This is a genomic window from Candidatus Hydrogenedentota bacterium, from assembly GCA_012730045.1.
GTDB lineage: Bacteria > Hydrogenedentota > Hydrogenedentia > Hydrogenedentales > CAITNO01 > JAAYBR01.
The window spans coordinates 15,737-30,118 of the sequence record JAAYBR010000061.1 but is presented as its reverse complement, the minus strand read 5'-3'; the positions used below and the strand labels follow the sequence as shown (position 1 = coordinate 30,118).

Genomic DNA, 14,382 nt, shown 5'->3' with positions numbered 1-14,382 from the left:
ATCGCTTCGCTCAACCACCGGCTAATGGCCCTCACCCCTCCGGGGTGAAGAGGGAAAGGACACCCGTATCCATGGCTTCATGGACAGAATTCCCGCCCACGGCGGTCAGGGGCTCGCCATGACGCGCGAAGGGGAGGTGCTGCGGGAATGTAGACGCGGCATCCTGCCGCGTTCTTCAGGTCGGCGGAAGGCCCAAGAACGCGGCAGGATGCCGCGTCTACTTTGCGGGCCGGTCAGTCTTTCCCCTCCCCCGCTTCCGTGCCGACGCGGATTTGGCCGGAGAAGTAGAGGTGGCGGCCGGGGGCGAAGCGGAGGCGTCCCTCTTCGGAGGGACGGAGGGCCTGGATCACCCGGGAGTTTTCCTGGAGGGTGGTGTTGACGGCGGTCATGCGGACCACGGGGCATTCGTCGTCGGCGACCAGCGTGACGGCGGGCAGGCCGGGGGCCGTGGCGGTGATGCTATGGCCGGGGAGGTATTTGCGGTTGCAGTGGAACCAACGTCCGCCGCCGGGGTCGAAGGCGCCGAAGGCGCCCTCTTCGTGTTCGGTTGTCCACCGGTCGTATTCGTTGCGCAGGACCAGGGACACATGGCACTCCTGCACCTCGAGGGGCTCGAAGACCTCAAGCCAGACGCGGATATTGAGGGCGTCGCCCGCGCGGCGCAGTTCCCAGCACTGGGCGAAGGAGAAGCGGCGCGAACCGCCGGTGAGGGAGATGCCGTCCTCAATCTCCTGGACCTGGCCCCACTGGAAGCTCTGGCTGTCGTTCCAGAGCTGCTGGATGAGCATGGACGCGTAGAAATTCAGGTGGTTGGTCAGCTCCGCGCCGCCGTGGTAGAGGCGCAGGGAGCCGTTGTCGAAGCGGACGGTCAGGGGGCCGCACTCCAGCATGCGCGGCGCGCGGATCATACTCTGCAACTCCTCCGCCGTGCGGGCGGGGTCCAGCCCAACGCGCATAAGCTCGTGGCGCCCCGGCCGGAAGAGGCAGTCGTGCTGGGGGTACAGGGCGGAGGCCATGAGCATGCGGTTGAACCGGACATACTCGGAGTTGAAGAGGACAAAGCCGTAGTGGGGGTTGGCCGCCTCGACGCGGGCGAAGACCGGCGGCAGGGGCGAGCCGTCCTCCGGCAGAAGCGCTGCCTCGCGCAGCTTGTTCTCCTGCGTCACCACGAGGGACCACCGCGTGTCGGACGGCAGTATCTCGGGGAACTCGCCCGCAAAGTCGCCGTACATCCACCGCAGGTAGGCGGTGGGGAACCCGAGGAGCGTGGCGATGTTCTCGATCTGGGTCTCGCGCTCGCACTCCATGGCGATGTCCCAGAACAGGCGGCCGGCCTCGTCCACCCACATCTTCCAGACCAGCTCAACGGGCAGGCGCAGCATGCGGCCCCGGGCGGTGCAGCCGTTCTCGGCGCGCTCCGTGACGGTCCACTCGGCCATGTTGGAGTAGTGGAGCTGGGCGTAGGAGGTCAGCTCCATCTGGAAGCCCCCCGACGCGCTCAGCTCCTCGCCCCGGTGGTAGACGGACACGCGGCCCTCGCAGAGGGTGACCTCGGTCCCGCCGCCGGAGAAGTTGTGGATGCCCTTCTCCGCGCCCACCTGGCGCAGGTAGTAGTTGATGGTCTTCTGCGTGGAGCCGCGGTCGAGCATGCGCCCGCCGCTGAGGAGCACCACGCGCTCGCACAGGGTGTTGACGATCCCCAGGTCGTGGGACACGAAGACGATGGTCTTCCCCTGCTCGCGCAGCTCGCCGATCTTGCGGCGGCACTGCCGCTGGAACTCCTCGTCGCCCACGGACAGCACCTCGTCCACCAGGAAGATGTCGGGGTTGGCGTGGACGGCGACGGAGAAGCCGATGCGGACGTACATGCCGCTGCTGTAGGTCTCCACGGGCTGGTCTATGAAGTCGCCGATGCCGGAGAAGCGGACGATCTCGTCGTAGACCGCGTCGGTCTGCGCGTGGCGCATGCCCAGCAGTCCGGCGTTGAGGTAGATGTTCTCGCGCCCCGTCAGGATGGGGTGGAACCCCGCGCCCAGCTCCAGCAGCGAGGCGATCCGGCCCCGCACGGTGACGGACCCGGAACTGGGCAGCGTCACCCCCGCGAGGATGCTCAGGAGCGTGCTCTTGCCGGAGCCGTTGCGGCCGATGATGCCGAGGGTCTCCCCCGGCTCCACGGAGAAGGTGATGTCCTTGAGCGCCTCGAAAGTCTCGCTCTTGCGGCCGAGAATCCAGTCGCGCAGGCCGCCGCGTCCGCGCAGGTCGCGCGCGCCCCGCCGCGCGGGGAAGCATTTGCCCACATGCTGGACTTCGATCGCCGACATCAGAGGTGGTCCGCCAGGGTGGGGGCGCTCCGCCGGAACGCCCATACGCCGACCAGCAGGGCCCCGGCCGCGCACAGGCACGGCCAGACCAGGAGCATCACCCCCGGCAGGCGGCCGTCAAAGAGGATGTCGCGGTACGCCGTCAGCAGCCCCGCCATGGGGTTGGCCTGGTACAGCGTCACGAGCCACGCGGGCGCGCCGCGCATGCCGCGCACCAGCTCCAGGGGGTAGAAAACGGGGGACGCGTAGAACCCGAACATGAGGCCGACGGCCACCATGTTGCCCACGTCGCGAAAAATCACATGGCCGCAGGACAGCAGCAGCGCCAGGCCGACGGTCAGGGCGAACTGCACCCCGAACACGACCGGCAACGCCAGCAATGCCGGGGAAATCCCCCCGCCAAAGACCAGATGCAGCACGAGGAGCAGCAGGAACCCGATCCCGAGATTGACCAGGGGCACGCAGCACGCCGCGACGGGGATCACCTCGCGGGGGAAGTGGACCTTCTTCACCAGGTTGCGCCCGTCCACGAGGGAGACCGTGGCGGCGTTCAGCGAGGCGGTGAAGTACTGCCAGAACACGAGCCCGCAGAGCATCATGACCACAAAGGGCCGCGCCGCGCCCTCCGGCGTGGCCATCTGCGCCCGGTCCCGAAAGACAAACGAGAACACAAACGCCAGAATCAGCACGAACAGGAGCGGCTCGATGACCGCCCAGAGGAAGCCCATGACCGCATAGCGGTACCGCGCCCGCAGGTCCTTCCAGACAAGGTCCCGCAGCAGCTGACGCGCGCGCACCAGGTCCGGAATCACCCGCCAGACCTTCCGCTGGTTCAGGTTGCTGTAAACGACCGCTCTCATGGTGGCCCCATAGTATCATCCCCCGCCAAACGGTGCAAAGGTCGGGACCAGGGCAATCGCACCAAAAATGCCCCTCTGGAAACGCCAGCGAGCAGCATGAACGCCCCTCGGTTATGTGTTTCAGTTCTTGTTGTCCCAACGGGACATCCGAATATGGCCCAGGCCAGGCCGCCGCCCCCTCTCCTCTCTTCCCGCATCTCCCCCCTCTGTGTGTTTCGTGTGTTCCGTGGTTCACCCCCGCCGGCCGCGCCGGTCAGGAGCGTGGCATTCCCAGGCGTGCCCTGCCCCGGCCCCCCCCCTCTGCGGTCACCCCCCCCCGAGACGCCCTGGCGTGTTTCGTGGTTTTTGCATCCCGCGCGGACTACGGGTATAATTTTGTTCGTGGAGAGCATGCACCCTCCCCGGCGGGGGGTGCGGCAGGGATGGAGGTGCGGCAGGGGCACTGGCTGGAGCGCGCGCGTGGTTGACTGCGGCAGGCGGCTTGCACGGTGCCGGGTCGTGCGTGTTTTGGCATGGCGGAGACTTCGGGGGTATTGAACGGATGCTGTTTTCAGGGAACGGCGGGTAACGATGCCACACCGGGATGAGATGACCTCGGTGGCGGGGCCGGTGTGCCTGGCGTGCCTGCAGCCCATGGGCCGCGCGCGCCGGTGCCCGAACTGCGGCGCGGACCCGGAGAAGATCCCCTGGGATCCGCCGACGCTGCGGCCGGGGTCCATGCTCCACTCGCGCTATCTCATCGGGCGGACGCTGGGGCAGGGCGGCTTCGCCATCACCTATCTGGCCCTTCAGGAGGGGCTGAACCGCCGGGTGGCGATCAAGGAGTTCTTCCCGTTTGAGCTGGTGGACCGGGAGGAGGACACCTGCGGGGTGCGGCTGCGGAAGGGCGGCGCGGGCACCACGGGCGACCCGTCGGAGCTGTATTACCAGGGGCTGGAGCGCTTCCTGGAGGAGGGGCGCAACATTGTGGCCTGCCACCAGCCGGCGCCGCACCCGAACCTGGTGCGGGTGACGGACTTCTTCAAGGAGAACAACTCCGCGTACCTCGTGATGGACTATGTGGACGGGGTGTCGCTGGAGGATTTTCTGGAGCAGCAGACGGACGAGCTGCTGAGCGAGCACAAGGCGGTGAAGATCATCTCGCGCCTGCTGGACGGGCTGGAGGTGGTCCACGCGCGGGGCTTCATGCACCGGGACATCAAGCCGGGCAACATCTACCTGACGAAGGAGGGCGAGGTCATCCTGCTCGACTTCGGTTCGGCGCGCCAGTCCATGGTGCGCGACCACCACACGCTGACGGTGCTGCTCACCCCCGGCTACGCCCCGCCGGAGCAGTATTCCGGGGGCGGCCAGCAGGGGCCCTGGTCGGACGTGTACGGCGTGGCGGCCACGCTGTACCGGATGCTGACGGGCAGGAAACCCCCGAGCGCAATGCAGCGCCTTTCCGGCACCGATCTGGCGCCGCCCTCCTCCCTGCCCAATGTGCGCGTGTCGGGCAGGGTGCAGAGGGCCATCCTGGCCGGCATGGAGATGGACCAGACCAAGCGCATCCCCTCGGCCGCCGCCTTCCGGGAGGCCCTGCTGGGGCGCAAGAAGGCCCAGAAGGGCGCCATTCAGGGACTCTCGGGAAAGGAGCAGGCGCCCGGGCGGCGGGTTCCGGTTTCCACCCTCGTGCTGGCGGGACTGCTGGCCGCGGTCTCCCTGTTCGCCGGGTTCAACTGGTGGCAAAACCGGGGGGGGCGTCCGGCGCCTCTTCCCTCCCAGGAAGCCCCCGCCGGCGCGCCGGCAGACGGAGGCGAGGCGGTGGTCAAGGGTATTGTGGCCTGGCTCAACCAGCGGTTTGGCGAGGGCAGCCAGACACCGGCCAGACGCCCGGCCCCGGAAATTCGGCCGGCGGAGGAGGCGGACGCCGCAGCCCTGGCCCCTTCGGAGGAACGGCCCGCGGAAGACTACCGAACCCATGACTTGGGCGACGGCGTCAGTCTGGAAGTCGCCTGGATACCGGCGGGAAGCTTCCCCATGGGGTCGCCGGAAACGGAGCCGGACCGCCAGACGCATGAGGGGCCCCAGCACTCCGTGACCCTCACGCGGGGGTTCTGGATGGGCCGCCACGAAATCAGCCTGGGGCAGTTCAGCCGGTTTGTGAACGACATGGGATTCAAGACCTCCGCCGAGCGGGCCGGGGGCGCCTGGACCATCACGCCCAATGGCAAGCGCGAGTGGATTGCGGGCATGAACTGGCTCAAGGCGGGCTTTCCCCAGAACCTCTACCACCCGGTCCTGTGCGTGAGCTGGGAGGACGCGCAGGAGTTCTGCGGCTGGCTGTCCAAGACCACGGGAAAGACGTTCCGCCTGCCCACCGAGGCGGAGTGGGAATATGCATGCAGGGCGGGCGAGAAGGGGGCCTTTTTCTGGGGCAACAACCCCGCATCCGGCCGCGGCTGGCTGAACGGCGCCGACATCAGCCTCCAGCGCCGCTACCGGAGCTGGGTGGTGTTCCCCTTTGACGATGCCAGCGTGTACACCGCGCCCGTGGGCAGTTTCAGGGCCAACCAATGGGGCCTCTTCGACATGCACGGAAACGTGTGGGAGTGGTGCGAGGACGCCTTTTCCCCCGATTTCTACGCGGTGGGCCCCTCCGAAGACCCCGTCAACCGGGAATCCCTCGCCACCCGCACGGTGCGGGGCGGCTCGTGGCTGTGGTATCCCGGCGCGTGCCGCAATGCGACCCGCATGGCTTACGCCCCCGACTACGCCATGAACGACATTGGATTCCGGGTCGTCTGCAACGCGGACTGACGCCCCCCCGCCCCATCGCCCACCCCCGTTCAGAGACGGCCTTTCGTTTGCGCAACGGCCTAAGTGTTCGCGGAGCGCCCATTTGCGGGGAAGCCTTCGGAGCAAAACCGTGTTTAAATCGTTGACAAAGTTGCAAACTTCCGCCTATAATGCGGTATGCGGTCGAAAACTGACGGCCATGGTTGAAGAAAACACCTTCGGAGTGGGCAAAGACTTGACCGGCAAGTGACTTCTGCGCCCCCAGGGGCAGTTTGGATATGGGACGCATGACTCATATTTCCAGGGTTGGATTCAGCGTATGGAACGGGACGGAGAACCGTCCCCCAAGATAACCCCCCTTGCCGTTCGCGTTCTGCGCCCGCCTCCGGTCCCGCTTTGCGGGAGGCAAAAACACTGGACACCCCCTGCGGGTGTGGAGGCAGCGTACATGCAGAATATGTTTGTTTTAGTCGCGGTGGGGGTGGTGGGCCTGGCGGCGGGGGCCGCCGTGACCCTCATCCTTTCGATGCTGCGGGGGCAGGGAATTGTCCGCAAGTCCAAGCGGGACGCCGCCCAGGTGATCACCGACGCGGAGCGCGAGGCGGCCTCCATCCTGAAGGACGGGAAGGCTGCGGTCAAGGAGCTGGAAATCAACCTGCGGGCCCGGCTCGAGCAGGAGGGGCGCGACCTTCGGAAGGAAATGGCCGAGGTGGAGCGCAGGCTGGCGGCGAAGGAGCAGGGGCTGGACAAGCGGGCCGCGGCGCAGGACAAGACCGCCGCGGACCTGAACACGCAGGAGCGGGCGCTGGTCGCCCGGGAGAAGCAGTCGGAGAAGGACCAGGAGCGGCTGAACGCCCTCATCACGGAGCAGACCCTGAAGCTGGAGGCCGTGGCGGGGCTGACGATCGAGCAGGCGCGCCGGGACCTTTACGCGCGGCTGGAAAACGACGTCAAGCGCGACTGCGCCATTGAGCTGAAACGGATCGAGGACGAGCTGCGCGAGAATGCCGAGAAGCGCGCCCAGTGGATCGTGGGCGAGGCCATCCAGCGCTGCGCCGCGGACCACACCGCCGAGACCACGGTCTCCGTGGTGCCGCTGCCGAACGAGGAGATGAAGGGGCGCATCATCGGGCGCGAGGGGCGCAACATCCGCGCCCTGGAGAACGCCACGGGCATCAACGTGATCATTGACGACACGCCGGAAGCCGTGGTGCTCTCCGGCTTCGACCCGGTCCGCCGCGAGACGGCGCGCATCACCCTGGAGCGGCTGATCCAGGACGGGCGCATCCACCCGGCCCGCATCGAGGAGGTGGTGGAGAAGGTGACGGAGGAGCTGAACCGGACCATGAAGGACCGCGGCGAGGCCGCCTGCATGGAGGCGGACGTCCACGGGCTGCACCCGGAAATGATCAAGCTGCTCGGGCGGCTGAGCTACCGCACATCGTACGGCCAGAATGTGCTGCGCCACTCCCAGGAGGTCTGCCACCTGGCGGGCCTGATGGCCGCGGAGCTGGGCGTGAACATCGCCGAGGCCAAACGCGCCGGGCTGATCCACGACATCGGCAAGGCCCTGACCCACGAGGTCGAGGGCTCCCACGCCATCCTGGGCCACGACCTCTGCCGCCGCTACGGGGAGAAGGACTCCATCGCCATCGCCGTGGGCGCGCACCACAACGAGATGCCCATGAACAGCGTAATCGCCGTGCTGGTCCAGGCGGCGGACGCCATGTCGGCGTCGCGCCCGGGCGCGCGCAGCGAGATGCTCCAGCACTACATCAAGCGGCTGGAGCAGCTGGAGCAGATCGCCGACGGGTACCCCGGCGTCGAGCGGGCCTTCGCCATCCAGGCGGGGCGCGAGGTGCGCATCGTGGTGCAGCCGGACAAGGTGAACGACGCCGAGGCGCAGCAGCTTGCGCATGACATCGCGCGCAAGGTCGAGCAGGAGATGACCTACCCCGGCCAGATCCGCGTGACCGTCGTCCGCGAGACCCGCGCCGTGGAGGTGGCCAAATAACCGGGGCTGCACGCCCCGCGGAAACCGCGCATGGATGAGGCGCACGCATCGGAGCTGGGCCGCGCGCTCGACCGCTTCCTGGAGTCGGCCGTGTTCGAGGACGGCCTGTCGGAGCGCACGCTGGCGGCCTATGGCGCCGACCTGCGGGCCTACCTCGCCGGGCTCGCCGAGTCGGGGGTGGAACGCCCAGGGGACATTGTCCGCGAGGACATCACGGACCACCTCCTGGCGCTGGGCGCTTCCGGCCTCGCCGCGCGCTCCGTGGCCCGGCACCTGACCGCCATCCGCCGGTTCCACCGCTTCCTCGCGCGCGAGCAGCTCGCGGAAACCGACCCGTCGGAAACCTTCGACAGCCCGCGCATCCTGCGCGCCCTGCCCCACTGGCTGGGCGTGGAGGAGGTGGAGCGCCTGCTGGCCGCGCCCGGGACGGACACCCCGGAGGGCGTGCGCGACGCGGCCCTGCTGGAGCTGTTCTACTCCTGCGGCCTGCGCCTCTCGGAGGCCGCCGGGCTGGCGTTGCGCGACGTCTCGCTGGAGGAGGCAAGCGTGCGGGTGCGCGGAAAGGGCGCGAAGACCCGCATCGTCCCGCTGGGCCGGGCCGCAGTGGACAAGCTGCGGGCCTGGCTGGACGCGCGGACGGCATGGAAGCCCCCGGCCCCGGCGGTGTTCGTCAACGACCGGGGGCGCGCGCTCTCCCGCACGGCGGTCTGGCAGATTGTAAAGCACCACGCCCGGGGCGCGAACATCGCCCGGAACGTGACGCCGCACATGCTGCGGCACTCCTTTGCCACGCACCTGCTGGACAACGGGGCCGACCTGCGGGCGGTGCAGGAGCTGCTGGGCCATGCGGACATCAGCACCACGCAGATTTACACGCATGTGAGCGTTGAGCGCCTCACGCGCGCACACAAGGAGTTCCACCCCCGGGGATGAATTGCACCGAAACCGAGAAGTCCGTCCCGCAGTCCCGGAGCAGCGTCGTCGCGGGGGTCCTGGGAATGGCCGGAGCGGCCGGACTGCTGGACACCGGGGTGTTGCTCATGGCGGGCCGGGGGCTGAACACGGGCATCCTGCTCCCCGGTTTCCTGGGCGGCGTTCTCCTGTTCATGGGGGCCGCCCTGCGGTTCCGGTGGGCGGTGGCCGTGTCGCCCCGGTGGCACCTGCCGCGCGGGGTCTTTCTCGCGGGTGGGGCGCTCTGGCTCCTCTCGTTCGCCGCGGTCTGCTGCATCCTATGCGCGGCGTCGTTCCCGCCGGAATGCCCGCCCTGCGACTGGGTCGTGGTGCTCGGGGCGGGACTCCATGGCGACCGGCCCTCGGAGACCCTGCGGCTGAGGCTGGAGACGGCGGCCGGTTATCTGCGCGAAAACCCCGGCGCGCGCGCCGTGGTCACGGGCGGAATGGGGCCCGGGGAGAGCACCACGGAGGCGGAGGCCATGGCCGCCTTCCTGGTGAAGGCGGGGGTGGATCCTGGCCGCATTCTGCTGGAGGACCGGGCGACCAGCACGGCGGAGAACCTCCGTAACTCCAGGGCGGTGTTGGAGGCGTCGGGCGCGCTGGCGGAAGCGCCCCCCTCCCTCGCCGTCGTCACCAGCGGGTTCCATCTCTTCCGCGTGCAGGTGCTCGCCCGGCGGGAGGGGCTCGCCTTTTTCCCCGTGGCCGCCCCAACCCCCTGGTATCTCCTGCCCAACGCCTGCCTCCGGGAGTATCTGGCCGTGATCAAGTCCCTGCTCCTTGACCGGGAATGAGGCGCCGCGTGGTATACTGGCGGTGATGAATCTGGAAAAGAAAAAACGGGCGGCATGCGCCGCGTGGGTTGCCTGTGCCGTGGCAGTGGCGCTGTCCTGTCACGCCGCCCTTCCCGGTCCGTCCCTGTTCGCCCCCGTCGGCAACGCGCCGGAGGTTCCCGGGGACATCCCCGGCCTCTGCCCGGTCCCCACTCTGGAGGCGTCTGTGAGCGCCCCCGCCCCGGCGCGTTCCCGCACCCAGGTTTCGGCGTCCGCCCCCCCCGCCTCCCAGGGCACGGCCCCGTCTGCGGGCCGTCCTGCCGTACCGGACCCCCTGTCGGGGCTCCGCCCGGGCCACAACCGGTCCCTTCTTCTCCTCAAGCGCCAGCTTCTGATTTGATGCCCGCGCGCGCGCGGCGCGCCTTCAAACACCTTTCCCAATCCCCCGCGTGAGGTGTGTCCGCCCGGTCGCGCGGACCGCTTCGCCCATGTGCTTCCCCCCAAGAAAGGACCATCGTCATGAAAGACGAGACGAACAGCACCCTTCACTGCGAGCATTGCAGGAAGGATGTCTCCTGGCACACCAACCGCGTGAACCACGGAGGACAGCTCCTCCTCACGCTCTGCACCTTCGGCCTGTGGATTCCCATGTGGCTGGCCATGACCTTTTCCAAGGCCAAGTTCTGCGACGTGTGCAACCAGCCCATCACGGAGGATTAGCGTCAGCATCCAATAACACGCGCGCCGGGGTGGAGTCCGCTTCCGCCCCGGCGCGCAGGTGTTAACCGCGCCTACTTGCTCCCGTTGAAGCGCTTGCGCAGGAAGGCGGGAATGCGGGAGTCGTTGGACCGGTCCTTGGGGCCGGAATCCTGGAAAACGGTCCGGAACCCCCCCGGTTCCGTGTTGTCTATGGTGAGCTGCACACCCGTTGACCCGGCGGCCGCGCCCTTGGGCGCGGGGGCGGCGGGCTTGGCGGCCGGCGGCGCCGCGGGACGGTCCGGCTGCCGCTCGGGCGCGGGCGCGGTTTCCGGAGGGGGCGGCGCCTGTTTCGCATCGGCGGCCGGCGCCTGGGCGGGGGCGGCGGGGGCGGATTCGCCCTTTGCCCCGGCGGGCGGCTGCTGGGGTGAAACGGCGGGCGCGGGGGCGGGGGCGGTGGCAAAGGGAACCGCAGCCGCGCGGGGCGGGCGGTTGACGTAGGAGGAGACGTCCTTGTGCGGGAACCCCGCCGCAATAACGGTGATCTGCACCTCCGGAAGCTCCTCCTTCTCCACGACGACGCCGAAGATGATGTTGGCGTCGGGGGCGTTCTCCTTGATGAACTGGATGGCCTCGGTGACCTCCTGCATGCGGAGGTCCTTTCCGCCACGCACGTTGATGATGACGCCCTTGGCGCCGTTGATGTCGGACTGCTCCAGCAGGGGGCACACGATGGCCTCGCGGGCCGCGCGGATGGCGCGGTCGTCGCCCTCGGCCATGCCGATGCCCATGAGGGCGCGCCCCTTTGCCAGCATGATGGTGCGCAGGTCCTTGAAGTCCACATTGATGAGCCCCACCACCGTGATGAGCTCGGTGATGGCGCGCACGCCGTTGTGGAGCACCTCGTCGCCGTGGCGGAAGGCGTCCAGCAGGAAGGTGTCCGGGCGGCTCAGCTCGGCGATGCGGTCGTTGGGCACCACAATCAGGGTGTCCACGTGCTTCTCCAGCTGCTCAAGCCCCTTGAGGGCGTTCTCCATGCGCAGGGCGGCCTCGAAGGAGAACGGCAGGGTCACGATGGCGCAGACGAGCGCGCCGCTCGCCATGGCCTCCTCGGCCACGATCGGCGCGGCGCCGGTGCCCGTGCCGCCGCCAAGCCCGAGGGCCAGGAAGACCATGTCGGCCCCCTGGAGCACGGCGCGCACCTCCTCGCGGTCCTCCTCGCAGGCGGCGCGCCCGGCCTCCGGGTTGGCGCCGGCGCCGAGGCCGCCGCTGCTCTTGGTGCCAATCTGCACGCGGACCTCGGCCCGGGACTTCTTGAGCGACTGGGCGTCCGTGTTGATGGCGATGAACTGCACCCCGGACAGGCCCGCCTCGATCATGCGGTCCACGGAGTTGCAGCCGCCGCCGCCGATGCCGCACACCTTGATGACCGCGTGCTGGTCAAAGGTGTCAAACTCCCCGTGTCTGTCGCGCTCGCTCATACCGTGGCCTTTCGCTGTTTTCAGGGACGCCCGCGCCGGGGCCGCCCCGCCGTTTCATTTGCACACAATGTCCGCGTCAAACCGCATGTCGAGGTACTCCCCGCAGGGCAGCTTCCCCTGTTTCTCCCGGAGAAGCGCCTCGAAGCGCCGGACCTGGGCGGGGAAATCCTCGCGGCCCCAGCGCGTCTCGTAGGGCAGCTCGTTGAAGATCATGACCAGTTCGTTTTCGCCGAGGGCGCTGATTTCGGACAGCGTGAGCTGCCCGGAGACGGGGGCGGCGGAAAAGGCCCGCCAGAGCTCGACGGCGCGGGTGAGCGCGGGGTGGCTCACATGCTGCCCGGGCACCACCGCGTGCACTCCGGAGAGGTTCGTCACCAGCGGCCCGGTGGGCGGCGCGAGGGGATGCACCTCGCGCAGCACCCTGCCCTCCCGGTCCAGCTCGTACACGTGGTTGTTGACCATGATGGAGACCACCGGCGCGCGCTCGGTCACGCTGATGAGGACCGCGTTCAGGCCGATGCGCCGCGCGTCGCAGCTCTTGATGTAGGGAAGGTCCAGCACCCGTCCGCGGATGGCCTCGGTGTCGAGGGTGAAAAAGGTCTCCGAGTCCGTGATGTTGGCCGCCTCCAGAATCTGCTGGTCCGTGAGGTGCTCGTTCCCCTCGAAACGCACCTCGCGCGTGGCAAAGACGGCCTCGCCCCAGAGATAGCCACCGAGAAACACCAGGAAGGCGGCCACCACGGCAAGGGCGAAAAGCTCCCCGGCGGCGTGCTTGAGCCGCCACGTCCCGCGCTGCGCCTTTCGGGGCGGGGAGTACACCCCTGCGGTTCCGGCCATCATGCCGCCCCCCCTTTCCCGTCCCCCCCCTCCAGGGCGTCCAGCAGGGGGCCGCAGATTTGGTTGATGTTCCCCGCGCCCATCACCAGCACCACGTCGCCGGCCTCCAGCGAGTCCGCCAGCGCGCCGGGCACGTCGCGCATGTCGCGCACCAAATCCACCGACTGCGCGCCGGCCGCGCGGGCGGCGTCCACGATCATGCACGCGTCCACCCCGGGCATGGGGGCCTCGCGCGACGGATAGATGTCGGTCACAATGGCCCGGTCCACCGTGGAGAGGGCCCGGGCGAAGTCGTCGCAGAAGAACTTCGTGCGGCTGTAAAGGTGGGGCTGGAAGACGGCGATAATCCGCCGGGGGGCGATCCAGCGGACCGCCTCCAGGGTGCTCATGATCTCCGTCGGGTGGTGCGCATAGTCCTCCACCACCAGCACGCCGCGGCGCTCGCCGCAGGGCTGGAGGCGGCGCTGCACCCCTTCGTACTGGCGCAGGCCCGCCGCGATCACGCTGAAACGCATGCCGAGGCAGAGCCCCACGGCGCAGGCCGCGAGGGCGTTGCGCACGTTGTGGACGCCCACGGCGCCGATCTCCAGCGCGCCGAGGACGCCGACCGGGCCCAGGCGCTCGTCGCGGCACTCAACCGTGAAGCGCGTGCGCAGGCAGGCGAGGCGCTGCGCGGGACTGGCGGCCCCCGGCGCGTCGCGGAGCGCCACGTCGCGCCCCAGCAGCGACACATCCCCGCCGGCGCCGTAGGTGATGCACACGCTCTCAATATCGCCGAGGGTGTCGCGCGTGTTCGCGTCGTCCCCGCAGACGATGCTGTACCCGTAGAACGGGACGCTGTTGCAGAAATCCGTGAACGCCCGCTTGATGCGGTCGAGGGTGCCGTAGTATTCCAGATGCTCCGCGTCCATGTTGGTGACCACGGCGATGGTCGGATGAAGGCGCAGGAAGGACCCGTCGTGCTCGTCGGCCTCGGCGACCAGATAGTCCCCCGTGCCCCAGCGGGCGTTGGTCCCGCTGCGGTGCAGGATGCCCCCCACAATGCTCGTCGCGCCGATGTTCGCCACGTCCATCACCGCGCTGATCATGGAGGTGGTGGTCGTCTTGCCGTGGGTGCCGCCCACGGCGACCGCGTGCGGCTTGAGACGCATCAGGTCCGCGAGCAGGTCGCTGCGGTGGATCACCGGGATGCCGCGCCCGCGCGCCGCCGACACCTCGTCGTTGTCCGGGGCCACGGCGGCGGACACCACGAGTATGCCCGCGTCCCCCACGTTTTCCCCCCGATGCCCCTCGTGGAACTCAAGGCCCAGGGTCTGCAACCGGTCGGTGATGCTGGTCGCCTTGATATCTGAACCGGACACGTCGTAGCCGAGATTAAGCAGGATTTCGGCAAGACCGCTCATGCCGATCCCGCCCACACCGACGAAATGCACTTTCCGCTTCAGTCCGTTCACAGGCACCTCCGAACGCAACATATTGTGTCCGGGCCAGAGTATACCACAATTTGAGACAGAATCAAAGACCCATCCAGGGTTTCCGGCAGACCGTCCGAGAGGTCGAGACGGTTCCCTGGGTGCGGTGGCTGGACAGGTCGGGCGGTGTTAGAACCCTCACAATTTGGGATTCTTGCACAAAATATGCCCAAAAAATAAGGGGTTGCATATATGTTGC

10 protein-coding genes are annotated in these 14,382 nt (G+C 68.5%); 5 read left to right on the top strand and 5 right to left on the bottom strand.

Going from position 1 to position 14,382, the window contains the following annotated elements; genetic code table 11:
• Positions 1 to 233: 233 nt before the first annotated feature.
• Positions 234 to 2,321, bottom strand: a complete 2,088-nt coding sequence (locus GXY15_06185) for an ABC transporter ATP-binding protein (protein ID NLV40800.1) — start codon at positions 2,319 to 2,321, stop codon at positions 234 to 236.
• A complete protein-coding gene (locus GXY15_06180) occupies positions 2,321 to 3,181 on the bottom strand; it encodes an ABC transporter permease (GenBank protein NLV40799.1) in 861 nt (286 codons plus the stop codon). Before GXY15_06180 ends, GXY15_06185 begins: the two co-directional genes overlap by 1 nt.
• A 570-nt stretch (positions 3,182 to 3,751) precedes the next feature.
• On the opposite strand from GXY15_06180, the gene GXY15_06175 reads away from it, so the two are divergent.
• The 5 genes from GXY15_06175 (at position 3,752) to GXY15_06155 (ending at position 10,417) form a co-directional block, all read left to right on the top strand.
• Positions 3,752 to 5,980, top strand: a complete 2,229-nt coding sequence (locus GXY15_06175) for an SUMF1/EgtB/PvdO family nonheme iron enzyme (GenBank protein ID NLV40798.1) — start codon at positions 3,752 to 3,754, stop codon at positions 5,978 to 5,980.
• 427 nt (positions 5,981 to 6,407) lie between these two features.
• Positions 6,408 to 7,973, top strand: coding sequence for a ribonuclease Y (rny, locus tag GXY15_06170; GenBank protein ID NLV40797.1), 1,566 nt, complete (start codon positions 6,408 to 6,410; stop codon positions 7,971 to 7,973).
• A 30-nt stretch (positions 7,974 to 8,003) separates the two neighbouring features.
• The gene (gene xerD / locus GXY15_06165) at positions 8,004 to 8,906 is read left to right on the top strand and encodes a site-specific tyrosine recombinase XerD (protein NLV40796.1); all 903 of its coding nucleotides are present in this window, start codon (positions 8,004 to 8,006) and stop codon (positions 8,904 to 8,906) included.
• Positions 8,903 to 9,718, top strand: a complete 816-nt coding sequence (locus GXY15_06160; protein NLV40795.1) for a YdcF family protein — start codon at positions 8,903 to 8,905, stop codon at positions 9,716 to 9,718. The genes xerD and GXY15_06160 overlap by 4 nt, the downstream gene beginning before the upstream one ends.
• Before the next feature lie 498 nt (positions 9,719 to 10,216).
• Positions 10,217 to 10,417 carry a hypothetical protein gene (locus tag GXY15_06155; protein ID NLV40794.1) on the top strand — a complete coding sequence of 67 codons (201 nt, stop codon included), beginning with the start codon at positions 10,217 to 10,219 and terminating at the stop codon, positions 10,415 to 10,417.
• Between the two features lie 71 nt (positions 10,418 to 10,488).
• Here GXY15_06155 and ftsZ read toward each other — a convergent pair whose 3' ends face one another.
• The 3 genes from ftsZ to GXY15_06140 are packed head-to-tail and all read right to left on the bottom strand — an operon-like array spanning position 10,489 to position 14,165.
• Entirely contained in the window at positions 10,489 to 11,874 is a 1,386-nt protein-coding gene (ftsZ, locus tag GXY15_06150; protein NLV40793.1) for a cell division protein FtsZ, read from the bottom strand.
• 54 nt (positions 11,875 to 11,928) lie between these two features.
• Positions 11,929 to 12,714 (bottom strand): FtsQ-type POTRA domain-containing protein, encoded by a 786-nt coding sequence (locus tag GXY15_06145; protein NLV40792.1) that lies wholly within the window; start codon positions 12,712 to 12,714, stop codon positions 11,929 to 11,931.
• Positions 12,711 to 14,165 carry a UDP-N-acetylmuramate--L-alanine ligase gene (locus GXY15_06140; protein ID NLV40791.1) on the bottom strand — a complete coding sequence of 485 codons (1,455 nt, stop codon included), beginning with the start codon at positions 14,163 to 14,165 and terminating at the stop codon, positions 12,711 to 12,713. The genes GXY15_06145 and GXY15_06140 overlap by 4 nt, the downstream gene beginning before the upstream one ends.
• Between the last annotated feature and the right edge of the window lie 217 nt (positions 14,166 to 14,382).

Bases quoted from the DNA above. Each gene is read 5' to 3' on its own strand.
- GXY15_06145 (NLV40792.1), bottom strand. From the start codon at position 12,714: ATGATGGCCGGAACCGCAGGGGTGTACTCCCCGCCCCGAAAGGCGCAG.
- GXY15_06175 (NLV40798.1), top strand. From the start codon at position 3,752: ATGCCACACCGGGATGAGATGACCTCGGTGGCGGGGCCGGTGTGCCTG.
- GXY15_06180 (NLV40799.1), bottom strand. From the start codon at position 3,181: ATGAGAGCGGTCGTTTACAGCAACCTGAACCAGCGGAAGGTCTGGCGG.
- GXY15_06160 (NLV40795.1), top strand. From the start codon at position 8,903: ATGAATTGCACCGAAACCGAGAAGTCCGTCCCGCAGTCCCGGAGCAGC.
- GXY15_06155 (NLV40794.1), top strand. From the start codon at position 10,217: ATGAAAGACGAGACGAACAGCACCCTTCACTGCGAGCATTGCAGGAAG.
- GXY15_06185 (NLV40800.1), bottom strand. From the start codon at position 2,321: ATGTCGGCGATCGAAGTCCAGCATGTGGGCAAATGCTTCCCCGCGCGG.
- ftsZ (NLV40793.1), bottom strand. From the start codon at position 11,874: ATGAGCGAGCGCGACAGACACGGGGAGTTTGACACCTTTGACCAGCAC.
- rny (NLV40797.1), top strand. From the start codon at position 6,408: ATGCAGAATATGTTTGTTTTAGTCGCGGTGGGGGTGGTGGGCCTGGCG.
- xerD (NLV40796.1), top strand. From the start codon at position 8,004: ATGGATGAGGCGCACGCATCGGAGCTGGGCCGCGCGCTCGACCGCTTC.